Below are 12,666 nucleotides of genomic sequence, written 5' to 3'. Positions count from 1 at the left end.
GATGAGCAGTGGGTAGGGGCCGGGGGCGGGGAGCAGCAGGTTGGGGAGCCGCTCGGTCTGCCAGGCGCGGCGCAGCCGCCCGGGGAAGGCGGATATCCCGCCCACCGCGCGGACCAGTCCCTGGGACCAGCCGCTGCCGGCCTCCAGGTCGGAGGTGAGGACCGCGAGCTCCTCCGGGCGCCGGGCCACGAGGGCGAGCTCCATGCGGCGCATGAACGTGTCGTGCGACAGCTTGCCCTGTGCCGCACCGTCTCTGAGCACGCCGAGGACACGGTCGCGCTGGGCGTCCGACAGCCGCGCGGGACTCGTGTGGAACTCGAAGGAGGACGTCACGTCGACGATTGTCGGGCCGAGGGGCCCGGGGTGTCCAGATGAGGCCGTGTTTCCTCCCGCGCTGACCTGCGCCGCTCCCCGGCGGACCCCCTTGCTAGGGTCTGCCGCTCATCCATCACGAGGAGATTCCGTGCCCCCTGTTCCACCGCGGCTGACGGTCCGTCCGCTGTCCGGACCCGATGAGCTCGACCTGTTCTGCGGCCTTTCGTACGTTCTCGACCACGAGCTGGCCGACGATCTCGCCACCGGGCGCCGCGTCCCGGGGTGGATGTGGGTCGCCCTGGACGGGGAGCGGGTCGTCGCCAGGGCCGCGTGGTGGACCGACGCGGCGGGCAACAGTCCCTTGGCGCTGGACTTCTTCGACCTGGACGACACTCTTCCGGTCCCGGAGCGCGTCGCGATCGGCGTCCGGCTGCTGGAGACGGCGACGGCGGCCGTGCTGCCCGCCGGTGCGGAGCGGCCCGAGTACGGGCGGTTCGTGCCGCCGGACTGGCATGAGGACCCGGTGGCCCGGGACGTCGTCGAGGCGCGGATCCGCGTGATGGAGGAGACCGGGGCCCGGATGCTGGTGGAGCGGCTGCGGCTGGAGTGGCGGGCCGGTACGCCGGTGCCCGAGGACTCCGGCCGGCTGGTGTTCCGTCGGGTCACCGGCCGGGAGGACCTGGTCGCGCTGATGGCGCCGGTGATGGAGGGCACCCTCGACGCCCACGGGCAGGAGGACCTGGCGTCCGGGCTCGATGCCCGCGAGGCGGCCGAGAAGCAGTACGACGAGGAGCTGGCGGGATACTCCACCCCGATGGACTGGTGGCGGATCGCCGAACTGCCCACGGGTGAGCCGGTCGGCTTCGTGATCCCGGCCCGCAACAACTACAACCCGATCATCGCGTACATCGGGGTGCTGCCCGCCCGGCGCGGGCACGGGTACATCGACGACCTCCTCGCCGAGGGCACCCGGGTGCTGGCGGCCGAGGGCGTGGACCGGATCCGGGCGGCGACGGACCTCGGCAACGTGCCGATGGCGCAGTCCTTCGAGCGCCTCGGCTACGTGAACTTCGAGCGGGCTTTCAACATGGTCTGGGACAAGCCCCGTTGACTCCGTCCCGTCGATCCCGCCGTTAATCCGTTGGACGGCGGGATCGGGGGCGGCTACGGTCGGCACCGACATCGGAACCGGTCGTGGAAGGAGGCGGGAAACGTGCGCAGGAACAGCGGCACCACCGTTCGCAGTACATCACTTTCGCGCTCCCGCCCCGTCCGCCGGGCGGTGTCGGACCTCGTCTGACCGGGAGCGCGGCATTCCGTCCCGGAGGACACCTTCATGACCGATCCGGTCATCCGCGCGCTCACCCCGAGCGACGCCGCACTCTTCACCACGTTCGAGGACAGCCCCCACGTCGGCCGGGCCGCCTTCGGCCACGCGTACACCTCGACGGCCGACGGCGGCGAGTACCGCCCCGACTGGTCCTGGGTCGCCCTGCGCGACGACACCGTGATCGCCAGGGCCGCCTGGTGGGGCGGGCCCGACGACACCGAGCCCGTCGTGCTCAACTGGTTCGACTTCGCGGACGGGGAGGCGGAGGCGGGCGCCGAACTCCTGCGCCGCGCCCCGTTCGACAAGGAGTACGAGCTGATCGCGCCCGCCGGGTGGCGGGACGATCCGGCGGTGCGGGCCGCCGTCGAGGCGCGGGTCGCCGCCGCGACGGCGGCCGGCATGAAGCCGCTGGTCGAGCGCTACCGCTATCGGTGGACCCCCGGCTGCCCGCTGCCGGAGCGGACCGGGCGGCTCACGTTCCGCCCGGAGCCGGACGACACGGTCATCCTCGATGTGCTGCGCCGCGTGCACTCGGCCACGCTGGACGCCCACGCCCGCAAGGCCATCGAGGGCCCCGGCGGTCTGGAGGCGGCGGCCCAGGAGGAGTTGGACTTCTTCCACTGGTGCCCCTCGCCGCGCGAGTGGTGGCGGCTCGCGTACACGCCGGACGGCGAGGTGGCGGGCATCCAGGTGCCCGCGCACAACCCGTCGGGGCCCTGCGTCGGCTTCATCGGGGTCGTCCCCGAGGCGCGCGGGCACGGCTACGGCTACGACCTGCTGGTGGAGTGCACACGCTTCCTCGTCGAGCAGGGCGCCGAGTTCGTCGCGGGCGCGACGGACCGGGGCAACGTGCCGATGGCCGCCGCGTTCGCCCGCGCCGGGTACCCGGTCACCCAGGAATGGGTCCATCTGGCGTGAGGGCCCCGGCCTCCTCGGCCAGCCACTCCAGGCGGAGCCGCTGCTCGGCGGGGATCGTCGCGTCCTCGCCGCGCGGCCCCACGTTGAGCAGGACGTTCCCGCCGTCGGCCGCCGTGTCGCGGACCAGTGAGGTGAGGGCTTCGCGGCCGATGAAGGCGTCCGCCCCCGAGGCCCGGTTGTAGCCGAAGCTGTGGTCGACGCCCCGGGTGATCTCGTACGGGTCGGAGCCCTCGTAGCGGGCGTACTCCGGGGTGCGGAAGTCGAAGACGGGCGGTGTGCGCGGGACGAAGCCCTCGCCCTGCGCCACCGTCCGGCGGTCCCACCAGTTGTACAGCGCCTTCGCGCCCGGCAGGTTCAGGCCCCGCCAGTGCGGGGCGTAGGGCAGCAGCCGGTCGTTGACGACGCCGTGCGGGACGGTGAAGCGGTAGAAGTCGACCAGGGAGCGGATCTCGCCGGCGGAGGCGGGCCAGGCGATGTCGTTCCAGAGGATGTCGGGCCGGTAGCGGCGGATCAGCTCCCGCAGCTGCGCGTCGGCGTAGGCGGGGTAGCTCCCGCGCGGGACGGCGGAGAACATGTCGGCGGCGGTGCCGATGGGCCGGTCGTCGAAGGTCCAGTCGAGCCCGCCGGAGTAGTAGACGCCAAAGCGCAGGCCCTCGGCCCGTACGGCTTCGGCGAACTCGCCCACCACGTCCCGGGTGGTGTGCCAGCCGGAGCGGTGCGGGTTCTTCGTCTCCGAGGGCCAGAGGCAGAACCCGTCGTGGTGCTTGGTGACCAGGACCGCGTAGCCGGCCCCCGCCTCGCGGAAGGCGCGGGCCCACGCGGCCGGGTCCCAGCCGGCGAGCCCGTCCTCGAAGTCGCGGCCGAAGTCCGTGTAGGGGCGGGTGCCGTAGGTGGCGCGGTGGTGGGCGGCGACCGGCGAGCCGGGGAAGCGGAGCGCGTTCTCGTACCACTCCGCGTACGAGGTCCAGCCCAGCGGCGCGCGTCTGCCCGCCGCCGGGAGTTCGGCGGCGGGGACGTAGGGCGGGGCCCAGCCGGGAACGGATGCGGGTGTCCAGTGAACGAAGATCCCCAGCTGGGCCCGGGACCACCATGAAGCGACCATGGCGGGAGTATTGATCATGCGGGGGGAGCCGCGTAAGCCCCCTCGACCGCCTGATTCCGCTTCTGTGCCTTCTGGGCGCGGATCAGGTCGCGATACCAGGCGTAGGAGCGCTTGGGCGTACGGGCCAGGGTCGCGTAGTCGATGTGGACCAGGCCGAACCGCTGCGAGGCCCCCTCCGTCCACTCCACGTTGTCGGTGAGCGACCAGGTGAAGTAGCCGCGCACGTCCACCCCGGCGTCCATCGCCGCGCGCAGGGCGGTCAGGTGGCTCTCCAGATAGGCGATGCGGCGGTCGTCCGCGTGGGGCTCCTCCAGGGCGCAGCCGTTCTCGGTGATGTACAGCGGCGGGAGGCGGTCGCCGTAGCGGGTGTGGAGCGCGGTGACGATCTCGGTCAGCCCCTCGGGGACCACAGGCCAGCCGAAGCCCGTCTTCTCGTACCCCTCGATCTCCCTTATACCGAAGGGGAGTTCGGCGGGCATCGCGAAACCGGAGAAGGTGTCGAGCGCCTCGGGCCCGGGCGCTCCGACGAGGGTGGGGTTGTAGTAGTTCACGCCGTACCAGTCGAGCGGGGTGGAGATGACCTTGAGGTCGTCGGCGACCGGGCCCGGCATCAGCGCGGCGAGGTTCTCGTCCGGGTAGCGGCCGGTGAGGACCGGGTCGGCGAAGAGCCAGTTGGTGAGCGTGTCGTACAGCTCCGCGCCGAGGCGGTCCTCGTCGGTGTCGCCCGCCGTCCAGACCGGGGCGTGCGAGAGGGCGGCGCCGATGTTGTCCGCGCCCGCCGCGCGCAGGGCGCGGACGGCGAGGCCGTGGGCGAGGAGCTGGTGGTGGGCGGCGGGCAGGGCGTCGAGGAGGAGGGTGCGGCCGGGGGCGTGCTCGCCCAGCGCGTAGCCGAGCATGGTGACCTCGGCGGGCTCGTTGACCGTGATCCACATGGGGACGCGGTCGGCGAGGCGTTCGGCGACGATGCCGGCGTACTCGGCGAAGCGGTAGGCGGTGTCCCGGTCGAGCCAGCCGCCCGCCTCCTCCAGCGGGAGCGGGGTGTCCCAGTGGTAGAGGGTCGGGGCGGGGGTGATGCCGTGGGCGCAGAGCTCGTCGACGAGCCGGTCGTAGAAGTCAAGCCCGTCGGCGTTGACGGCTCCGCTGCCGCCGGGCACCACGCGGGGCCAGCTGACGGAGAACCGGAAGGCGTCGGCGCCGAGGCCGGCCAGCAGGGCCACGTCCTCGCGGTAGCGGGCGTGGAATCCGGTGCCCCGGGTGGTGTCGGTGCCGTCCTTGATCCGGCCGGGCAGCGCGGCGAAGGCGTCCCAGCCGGAGGGGCCCTTGCCGTCCGCGTCCACCGCCCCCTCGGTCTGGAAGGCGGAGGCGGAGGCTCCCCAGAGGAAGCCGGGAGGGAACATCGGCACGGTCATCGCGGCCTCCAGCAGCCGTACGTATGAGCAGAACCAGTACGTGTGAGCAGAACCTGTATGAGCGGGAACCTCGCCGGGCAATGATCAGGACCAGACCTTAATCGCCGGTGGCGGGCGGCAACAGAGCCTGTCGCGTGGATCGTGGAGCCCGCCCGCGGGCGGCCGCGCGCCCCGCCCAGGGACGAGGAGTGGTGGATGCAGTTCGAGGTGTGGGCCCCCGAGGCGGACTCGGTCGTGCTGGAGGCGGCGGACGTCCGGTGCCCGATGGAGCGCGACGCGGGGCGCGAGGGGTGGTGGACGGCCGGGGCGGACGCCTCGGACGGGGTCCGGTACGGGTTCCGGCTGGACGAAGGACCCCTGCTGCCGGACCCCCGTTCGCGGCGTCAGCCGGACGGGCCCGACGGCCCGAGCGCGGTCGTCGACCAGGAGGCGTACGCCTGGCGCGAGGCGTGGGCGGGGCGGCGGCTGAACCGTGCGGTGCTGTACGAGCTGCACGTGGGGACGTACACCGCCGAGGGCACTTTCGACGCGGCGGCGGCGCGGCTGGGCCATCTGGCGGAGCTGGGCGTCACCCATGTGTCGCTGATGCCCGTCTGTCCGTTCCCGGGCGTCAACGGCTGGGGGTACGAGGGGGTCTCTCTGTGGGCGGTGCACGAGCCGTACGGCGGACCCGAGGGGCTGAAGCGCTTGGTCGACACGGCGCACGGGCTGGGGCTCGGGGTGGTCCTGGACGTCGTCCACAACCACCTGGGCCCGTCCGGCAACCATCTGCCGGCCTTCGGCCCGTACTTCACCGACACCCACCACACCCCGTGGGGCGCGGCGGTCAACCTGGACGCGCCGGGCTCCGACGAGGTGCGGGCGTTCCTGCTGGGCAGCGCCCTGGCCTGGCTGCGCGACTACCGGCTCGACGGGCTGCGGCTCGACGCGGTGCACGCGCTGGCCGACACCCGGGCGCTCACCTTCCTGGAGGAGCTGTCGGCGGCGGTCGACGCGCTGGCGGTCGAGGTGGGCAGGCCGCTCGGGCTGATCGCCGAGTCCGACCTCTGCGACCCGCGCACCACGACCCCGCGTCCGGCGGGCGGCCTCGGGCTGCACGCCCAGTGGAACGACGACTTCCACCACGCCCTGCACACCGCGCTCACCGGCGAGTCCCAGGGCTACTACGCCGACTTCGCCCGCGCGCCGCTCGCCGCCCTCGCCAGGACGGTGACGTCCGGGTTCTTCCACAACGGGACCTTCTCCAGCTTCCGGGGCCGCACCCACGGCCGCCCGGTCGACGTGACGCGCACCCCGGCCCACCGTTTCGTGGGCTACGCGCAGACGCACGACCAGATCGGCAACCGGGCGCTCGGCGACCGGCTGGCCACCTCCCTGACCCCCGGTCTCCAGGCCTGCGCGGCGGCCCTGGTCCTGACGGGCCCGTTCACGCCGATGCTCTTCATGGGCGAGGAGTGGGGGGCCCGGACCCCCTGGCAGTTCTTCACCGACCACACGGACCCGGAGCTGGCCGAGGCCGTACGCAACGGCAGGCGGCGGGAGTTCGGCGCGCACGGCTGGGACCGGGAGGAGATCCCCGACCCCCAGGACCCGGCGACCCGCGACCGGTCCTGTCTCGACTGGTCCGAGCCGGAGCGCGAACCGCACGCTCGGCTGCTCGCCTGGTATCGCGAACTGATCGCGCTGCGGCGTACGTTGCCGGATCTGCACGACCCCGACCTGGCTTCGGTGAAGACGGCGTTCGACGAGGACGCGCGCTGGCTGGCGTACCGCAGGGGCGACCTGCGGATCGCGGTGAACCTCGCGGACAAGCCGGCCGCCATCCCGCTGGGCTCGGGGCGCCACCGACGTCTCGGTGGGCGGGTGTTGGCGGCCTGGGAGCCGGTGGAGGCCCCGGGGGCGGACGGCGTACTGCATCTGCCGCCGGAGTCGTGCGTGGTACTGGCCGATGACTGATCGCTCCCGGCCTTTCCCGTAACTCCCTTGTCTTCGCGTGCACTTCAACTCGTAGCGTTCGGGGCAGCGCACGACACACGAGAGGAACACCATGAAGCAGCGATTCCTGGGGCGTTCGGGGCTGCGCGTCAGCGAACTGTGCCTGGGCGCGATGACGTTCGGCCAGGACACCGACGAGGCGGCCGCCCATCGGATCCTCGACACGTTCACGGAGGCGGGCGGCACGTTCGTCGACACCGCCGACGTGTACAACAAGGGTGTCTCCGAGGAGATCGTCGGCCGGTGGCTGAAGGGCCGCCGGCGCGACGATCTCGTCATCGCCACCAAGGTGTTCGGGACGATGGGCGACTCCCCGAACGCGGGCGGGCTGAGCCGCAAGCACATCGTGTCGGCGGTGGAGGCGAGCCTGCGCCGCCTCGGCACGGACCACATCGACCTGTACCAGACGCATGTGTGGGACGCGACGACGCCGGTCGAGGAGACCCTCTCCACCCTGGACACGCTGGTGAAGGCGGGCAAGGTCCGCTACCTCGGCGCGAGCAACGTCTCCGCCTCCCAGCTCCAGCGCGCCCAGGACCTCGCGGACCGGAACGGCTGGGAGCGTTACGTGTCCCTCCAGCCGCTGTACAACCTGCTGGCGCGCGAGATCGAGTGGGAGCTGGTCCCCGTCAGCGCGGCGGAGGGCGTCGGCATCATCCCGTGGAGCCCGCTCCAGGGCGGCTGGCTGACCGGCAAGTACCGGCGCGGGATGACCGCCGCCGCACCGGGCACGCGAGAGGCCCGCTATCAGGAGGAGCTGGGCCGGGAGGCCTGGCGGGAGCGGGACAACGAGGAGACCTGGCGGGTCGTGGAGGCGGTCGTCGCGGTGGCCGAGGAGGCGGGCCGCACCCCGGCGCAGACCGCGCTGCGCTGGCTGCTCGGCCGGCCCGGCGTCACCGCGCCGATCGTCGGGGCCCGGACGCCGGAGCAGCTGGCCGACAGTCTCGGCGCGGCGGGCTGGGAGCTGACGGCGGAGCAGGCCGAGCGGCTGGACGCGGCGAGCGCCCGGCCGCTGCCCTACCCGTACGACGTCCTGCACCGCTTCCGTGACCGGGAGCCGCGCGACGACTGAACCGGGGAGGCCCGGGGCCGCCTACTCGACGACGGCCAGTTCGCGGGCGGTGGTGTTGAGCCGCCGCCCGCCGTCCTCGGTGACGGCCACGATGTCCTCGATCCGGACGCCGAAGCGGCCCGGGAGGTAGATGCCCGGCTCCACGGAGAAGCACATGCCGGGCACCAGCGGCTGCTCCTCGCCCTCGATCATGTAGGGCGGCTCGTGGGTGGTGACGCCGATGCCGTGGCCGGTGCGGTGGATGAACCGTTCGCCGTAGCCGAATTCGGTGATCACCGCGCGGGCCGCCCGGTCGATCTCCTCGCAGGCGACACCGGGCCGGACGGCGGCACAGCCCGCCTGCTGTGCCTCGCGGACGATGTCGTGGACGCGCTGCTCCTCGGCGGTGGGCTCGCCGACGTGGACGGTACGGGAGGTGTCGGAGCCGTAGCCGTGCTTGAGGCCGCCGAAGTCGAGGACGACCATGTCGCCGCGCTCGATGGTGCGTGTCCCGGCCTCGTGGTGCGGGTTGGCCCCGTTCGGGCCGGAGCCGACGACGGTGAAGTCGACCTGGGAGTGTCCGAACTCGCGGAGCAGGGCGGCCAGATCGGTGGCCACGTCGACCTCGCGGCGGCCGGAGAAGCGCACCTTGAGGATCTCCTCGTACGTGGCGTCGGCGGCGGCCCCGGCGGCGGTGAGCCGTTCCAGCTCGGCGGCGTCCTTCACCGCGCGGAGCATCGGGAGCGCTTCGGTGAGCGCGGTGTAGGAGGTGCCGGGGATCTCCCGTTGGAGGCCGAGCAGATGCATCGCCCAGGCGTTGTCGCTGACGCCGAAGCGGCCCTCGGCGTCGAGCAGCGGGGCGGTCACCGCGTACGGGTCCTTGCCGTCGGTCCAGTCCCGCAGGGTGAGGGCGGGCGCCCCGGTGGCGGCGGCCGCGTCGGGGGCCTCCAGGGTCGGGACCACCAGAACCGGGTCCTGGCCGGCCCGCAGTACGAGGAGTGTGAGGCGTTCGGTGCTCACGGGGCGGTAGCCGGTGAGGTGGACGAGGTCGGGACCCGGCGCGACGATCACCCCGGCGAGCCCGGCATCGGCGGCAGACTCGGCGGCGCGCGCCATCCGGGCCCGGTAGTCGTCGGCGGTGAAGGGCGGCGGGGCGGACTGCTGGGCGGACGGGCTCGGGCTGGACATCAGGGCCTCCTGGCGGTGCGACACGGCACACAGCATCCTGCCCGCCCGGCGGGGCGTACGCGACCGGCTTGCCGGAGCGTGTCGGCTGTCGGCGACACCCGGCGGCGGTCAGGAACGACCGGCGCGGGCCGTCGGCAACGCCCGGCGGGCGTCAGGAACGCCCGGCAGGCTTCGGGGACGACCGGCGCGGGCCGTGCCGTCAGGAACGACCAGCGCTGGCCGTGCCGTCAGGAACGCCCGGCGGGCGTCGGGGACGGCCGGCGGGTCAGAGGCGCACGATCAGGTCCGCCCGGTCCCGGCCCCGCTCCACCAGCCGGGCGTTGGCCTCGTCGGACCGGGCCACCCACTCCTCCGCGTGGAACCGGGGCCTGCCGTGGCGGACATGGCGGTCGACGAGCCGGCGCACCCGCTCCTCCGGGTCGAGGTCCAGGAACCACACCTCGTCCAGCAGACCGCGCACCGGGGCCCAGGGGCCGTCGTCGAGCAGCAGGTAGTTCCCCTCGGTGACGACGAGCGGGATGTCCGGCTCCACGGGCAGCGAACCCGCGACCGGCTCCTCCAGGGACCGGTCGAAGGCCGGGGCGTAGACCGCGTGCAGCGGGTCCGGTGCGCGCAGCCGCCGCAGCAGGGCTGCGTACCCGGCCGCGTCGAAGGTGTCGGGGGCGCCCTTTCGGTCGGCACGGCCGAGCCGGTCCAGCTCGGCGGCGGCCAGGTGGAAGCCGTCCATCGGGACGAGGGCGGCGCGTCCGTCCAGGGCCGCGACGAGCCGTTCCGCCAGAGTGGACTTGCCTGCTCCGGGCGGGCCCGCGATCCCGAGTACCCGTCGCCCTCCGGTCTCCGCGAGGGCGCGGGCCCGGTCCGTCAGCGCGGCCCGGCCGCCGGTGGTCGTGCCGTCCAGGATGTCCATGCGGGGCATTGTGCGGGGGCGGGGAGCTCCGGCGTTAGTGTTACGTATAACCATCTCGCCGGAAGGATTCCCCCGCCATGTCCCACATCGCCCTGGTCACCCTGGTCGTCCGCGACTACGACGAGGCCCTCGCCCACTACCGCGACGCGCTCGGCTTCGAGGTGGTGGAGGACACCGACCGGGGCGACGGCACCCGCTGGGTGGTGGTGCGCCCGCGCGGGTCCGCGCCCGGCACGGGGCTGCTGCTGGCCCGCGCGAAGGACGAGGTCCAGAGCCGGGCGGTGGGGGCGCAGACGGGCGGCCGGGTCGGCTTCTTCCTGCACACCGAGGACTTCGCGGCCGACCACGCCCGGATGGTGGCGGCCGGAGTGCGGTTCCTGGAGGAGCCCCGGCACGAGACGTACGGCTCCGTCGCGGTCTTCGAGGACCTCTACGGCAACCGCTGGGACCTGCTCCAGCCGGCCGCCTGACCCGCGCGCCCCCGGTGCGGCCCCCTCACGGGGTGAACCCGTCCCGGCCCCCTCACGGGGTGAACCCGTCGCGGCCCTCCAGGTAGGCCAGCACCGCGAGGACGCGGCGGTGGACGGCGCCGTCGTCCGGATCCAGGCCGAGCTTGGCGAAGATCGAGCCGATGTGCTTGCTCACCGCCCGTTCGGAGACCGTGAGTTCGGCGGCGATGGTGGCGTTGGCCTTGCCCTGCGCCATGTGTTCCAGGACTTCGCGCTCGCGGGCGGTGAGGCTCTGGAGCGGGCCCGCCGAGGACTTGCGGGTGAGGAGCTGGGTGACGACCTCCGGGTCGAGCGCGGTGCCGCCCGCCGCCACCCGGTCCAGGGCCTCCAGGAACTGTTCGACCCGGCCCACCCGGTCCTTGAGCAGGTAGCCGATGCCCCGGGCGCCCCGGGCGAGCAGCTCGGCGGCGTACGTCTCCTCGACGTACTGCGACAGGACCAGGATCGGCAGGTCGGGCAGTTCGGCGCGGGCGGCGATCGCGGCCCGCAGCCCCTCGTCGCGGAAGGTGGGCGGCAGCCGTACGTCCAGCACGGCGACGTCCGGGCGGTGTTCGAGCAGGGCGGGCAGGATCTCCGGGCCGGCCGCCGCGTCGGCCACCACCTCGTGTCCGGAGCTGGTGAGCAGGAGGATCAGGCCCTCGCGCAGGAGGGCGTTGTCCTCGGCGATCACGATCCGCACGGCAGCTCCACTTCGATGTCCGTCGGCCCCCCGGCGGGGCTGCTGACGCGGGTGGCGCCGTCCAGCGCGGCGACCCGCCGCCGGATGCCCACCAGCCCGCTGCCGGCGCGTTCGTCCGCGCCGCCGCGACCATCGTCGCCGATGGTCACCCGCAGGAGGCCGGGGGGCCGGTCGACGCGGACCCGGGCGGCGGTGGCGCCGCTGTGCTTGCTGATGTTGGTGAGCGCCTCGGCGACCACGAAGTAGGCGGCGGCCTCGATCGCGGCGGGCAGCCGCCGCCCGTCCTCCACGCCGTCCAGGTCCGCCGTGACGGGTACGGCGACGTCGGCGGCCAACGCCCGTACCGCACCGGCCAGTCCACGGTCGGTGAGGACCGGCGGGTGGATGCCGCGCACCACGTGCCGCAGCTCGGCGAGCGCGGCTTCGGCCCCGTCCTGCGCCTCGTCCAGGCGGGCCCGGGCGGCGGCCGGATCACGGTCGAGGAGCTGCTTGGCGAGCCCGATCCGCATCGACAGGGCGACGATCCTGGCCTGGGCGCCGTCGTGCAGGTCCCGCTCGATGCGCCGCAGTTCGGCCCCGTGCGCGGCGACCGCGCCGGCCCGGCTCTCGGTGAGGTGGGCGATCCGCTCGGTGAGTTCGGCGGCGGGCGGCGGGGCGAGCAGTGCCATGGTCCAGCCCGCCGAGAGGTCGGCCAGCACCGGGTGCCAGCGCAGCGCCCAGCCCGGCCGGTCGGGCGGCTCGATGCCGTACTCGTCGGCCCGCCGCCGGTCCACCGGTCCCACGACGGACAGCGCGACACCGTCCACCAGCAGGGCGACGGGCCACAGGATCATCGTGAGGTAGCCGAGCCCCATGCCGAAGAGCGTCTGGACGGGCAGCCAGAGCGCGAGCCGCCAGGTGGTCCGGTCGGTGAGCGTCCGGCGGACCCGTTCGGACAACTCGCCGCCGTCCAGCGGCGGATACGACGCGGGGCGGTGTCCCGGCCCGAGCCGGGCCGCCGCCCTGCGGCTCTCCGCCGAGGCGGCCCGGCGCAGCAGCGTGGCGGCCTCCGGCAGCGCGGGCAGCCCGATGATCGCGACGGCGAACAGGAGGGCGGCCACCACCAGGAACGCGCCGACGTAGGTCAGCATCGCGACCCCGATGCCGATGAGGAGGTAGCGCGAGGCGTCCCAGGAACGCCGGACGGCGACCGTGAGGGGACCGGGTGGTGAGCTGCTCATGGCAGCCCACGGTACGGGGGCGGGCCCGCCGCCGGAGGGGGGC

12 protein-coding genes are annotated in these 12,666 nt (G+C 73.8%); 5 read left to right on the top strand and 7 right to left on the bottom strand.

What is annotated here, in order from left to right; all coding sequences use genetic code 11:
• Window positions 1-333: DUF1707 domain-containing protein (locus tag HET64_RS29065; protein WP_215110130.1), on the bottom strand; the 333-nt coding region annotated here is incomplete at its 3' end.
• A gap of 130 nt (window positions 334-463) precedes the next feature.
• On the opposite strand from HET64_RS29065, the gene HET64_RS29060 reads away from it, so the two are divergent.
• Window positions 464-1,426: a GNAT family N-acetyltransferase gene (locus HET64_RS29060; RefSeq protein WP_308370397.1), complete on the top strand. Its 963-nt coding sequence runs from the start codon at window positions 464-466 to the stop codon at window positions 1,424-1,426.
• Between the two features lie 225 nt (window positions 1,427-1,651).
• Window positions 1,652-2,563, top strand: coding sequence for a GNAT family N-acetyltransferase (locus HET64_RS29055; protein ID WP_215110129.1), 912 nt, complete (start codon window positions 1,652-1,654; stop codon window positions 2,561-2,563).
• Here HET64_RS29055 and HET64_RS29050 read toward each other — a convergent pair.
• Entirely contained in the window at window positions 2,535-3,665 is a 1,131-nt protein-coding gene (locus tag HET64_RS29050; protein WP_215110128.1) for an alpha-L-fucosidase, read from the bottom strand. The two genes, HET64_RS29055 and HET64_RS29050, sit on opposite strands and share 29 nt — an antisense overlap.
• 14 nt (window positions 3,666-3,679) lie before the next feature.
• Entirely contained in the window at window positions 3,680-5,074 is a 1,395-nt protein-coding gene (locus HET64_RS29045; RefSeq protein ID WP_215110127.1) for a GH1 family beta-glucosidase, read from the bottom strand.
• Between the two features lie 195 nt (window positions 5,075-5,269).
• Between HET64_RS29045 and treZ the strand changes: the two genes are divergently transcribed.
• Both treZ and HET64_RS29035 read left to right on the top strand, forming a co-directional pair.
• Window positions 5,270-7,030: a malto-oligosyltrehalose trehalohydrolase gene (treZ, locus tag HET64_RS29040; protein ID WP_215110126.1), complete on the top strand. Its 1,761-nt coding sequence runs from the start codon at window positions 5,270-5,272 to the stop codon at window positions 7,028-7,030.
• A gap of 91 nt (window positions 7,031-7,121) precedes the next feature.
• The gene (locus HET64_RS29035; protein ID WP_215110125.1) at window positions 7,122-8,141 is read left to right on the top strand and encodes an aldo/keto reductase; all 1,020 of its coding nucleotides are present in this window, start codon (window positions 7,122-7,124) and stop codon (window positions 8,139-8,141) included.
• 21 nt (window positions 8,142-8,162) lie between these two features.
• Here HET64_RS29035 and HET64_RS29030 read toward each other — a convergent pair whose 3' ends face one another.
• A complete protein-coding gene (locus HET64_RS29030) occupies window positions 8,163-9,308 on the bottom strand; it encodes an aminopeptidase P family protein (RefSeq protein WP_215110124.1) in 1,146 nt (381 codons plus the stop codon).
• A gap of 265 nt (window positions 9,309-9,573) precedes the next feature.
• Complete coding sequence (locus tag HET64_RS29025) at window positions 9,574-10,215, bottom strand: nucleoside/nucleotide kinase family protein (RefSeq protein WP_215110123.1); 642 nt, start codon at window positions 10,213-10,215, stop codon at window positions 9,574-9,576.
• Between the two features lie 77 nt (window positions 10,216-10,292).
• Between HET64_RS29025 and HET64_RS29020 the strand changes: the two genes are divergently transcribed.
• Window positions 10,293-10,685, top strand: coding sequence for a VOC family protein (locus HET64_RS29020; RefSeq protein WP_215110122.1), 393 nt, complete (start codon window positions 10,293-10,295; stop codon window positions 10,683-10,685).
• A 52-nt stretch (window positions 10,686-10,737) separates the two neighbouring features.
• Here HET64_RS29020 and HET64_RS29015 read toward each other — a convergent pair whose 3' ends face one another.
• Together HET64_RS29015 and HET64_RS29010 are read right to left on the bottom strand one after the other, a co-directional pair.
• The gene (locus HET64_RS29015) at window positions 10,738-11,403 is read right to left on the bottom strand and encodes a response regulator transcription factor (protein ID WP_215110121.1); all 666 of its coding nucleotides are present in this window, start codon (window positions 11,401-11,403) and stop codon (window positions 10,738-10,740) included.
• Entirely contained in the window at window positions 11,391-12,623 is a 1,233-nt protein-coding gene (locus tag HET64_RS29010) for a sensor histidine kinase (RefSeq protein ID WP_215110120.1), read from the bottom strand. The genes HET64_RS29015 and HET64_RS29010 overlap by 13 nt, the downstream gene beginning before the upstream one ends.
• Between the last annotated feature and the right edge of the window lie 43 nt (window positions 12,624-12,666).

It is taken from the genome of Streptomyces sp. McG3, from assembly GCF_018619185.1.
In the GTDB taxonomy this organism is placed as follows: domain Bacteria; phylum Actinomycetota; class Actinomycetes; order Streptomycetales; family Streptomycetaceae; genus Streptomyces.
Note: the sequence above shows the minus strand (reverse complement) of the source record. Positions and strands in the feature narration are given on the sequence as shown.

Excerpts from the sequence above, each read along its gene's own strand:
- HET64_RS29035 (WP_215110125.1), top strand. The coding sequence starts at position 7,122 with ATGAAGCAGCGATTCCTGGGGCGTTCGGGGCTGCGCGTCAGCGAACTG.
- HET64_RS29050 (WP_215110128.1), bottom strand. The coding sequence starts at position 3,665 with ATGGTCGCTTCATGGTGGTCCCGGGCCCAGCTGGGGATCTTCGTTCAC.
- HET64_RS29010 (WP_215110120.1), bottom strand. The coding sequence starts at position 12,623 with ATGAGCAGCTCACCACCCGGTCCCCTCACGGTCGCCGTCCGGCGTTCC.
- HET64_RS29030 (WP_215110124.1), bottom strand. The coding sequence starts at position 9,308 with ATGTCCAGCCCGAGCCCGTCCGCCCAGCAGTCCGCCCCGCCGCCCTTC.
- HET64_RS29055 (WP_215110129.1), top strand. The coding sequence starts at position 1,652 with ATGACCGATCCGGTCATCCGCGCGCTCACCCCGAGCGACGCCGCACTC.
- HET64_RS29020 (WP_215110122.1), top strand. The coding sequence starts at position 10,293 with ATGTCCCACATCGCCCTGGTCACCCTGGTCGTCCGCGACTACGACGAG.
- HET64_RS29025 (WP_215110123.1), bottom strand. The coding sequence starts at position 10,215 with ATGGACATCCTGGACGGCACGACCACCGGCGGCCGGGCCGCGCTGACG.
- HET64_RS29045 (WP_215110127.1), bottom strand. The coding sequence starts at position 5,074 with ATGACCGTGCCGATGTTCCCTCCCGGCTTCCTCTGGGGAGCCTCCGCC.
- treZ (WP_215110126.1), top strand. The coding sequence starts at position 5,270 with ATGCAGTTCGAGGTGTGGGCCCCCGAGGCGGACTCGGTCGTGCTGGAG.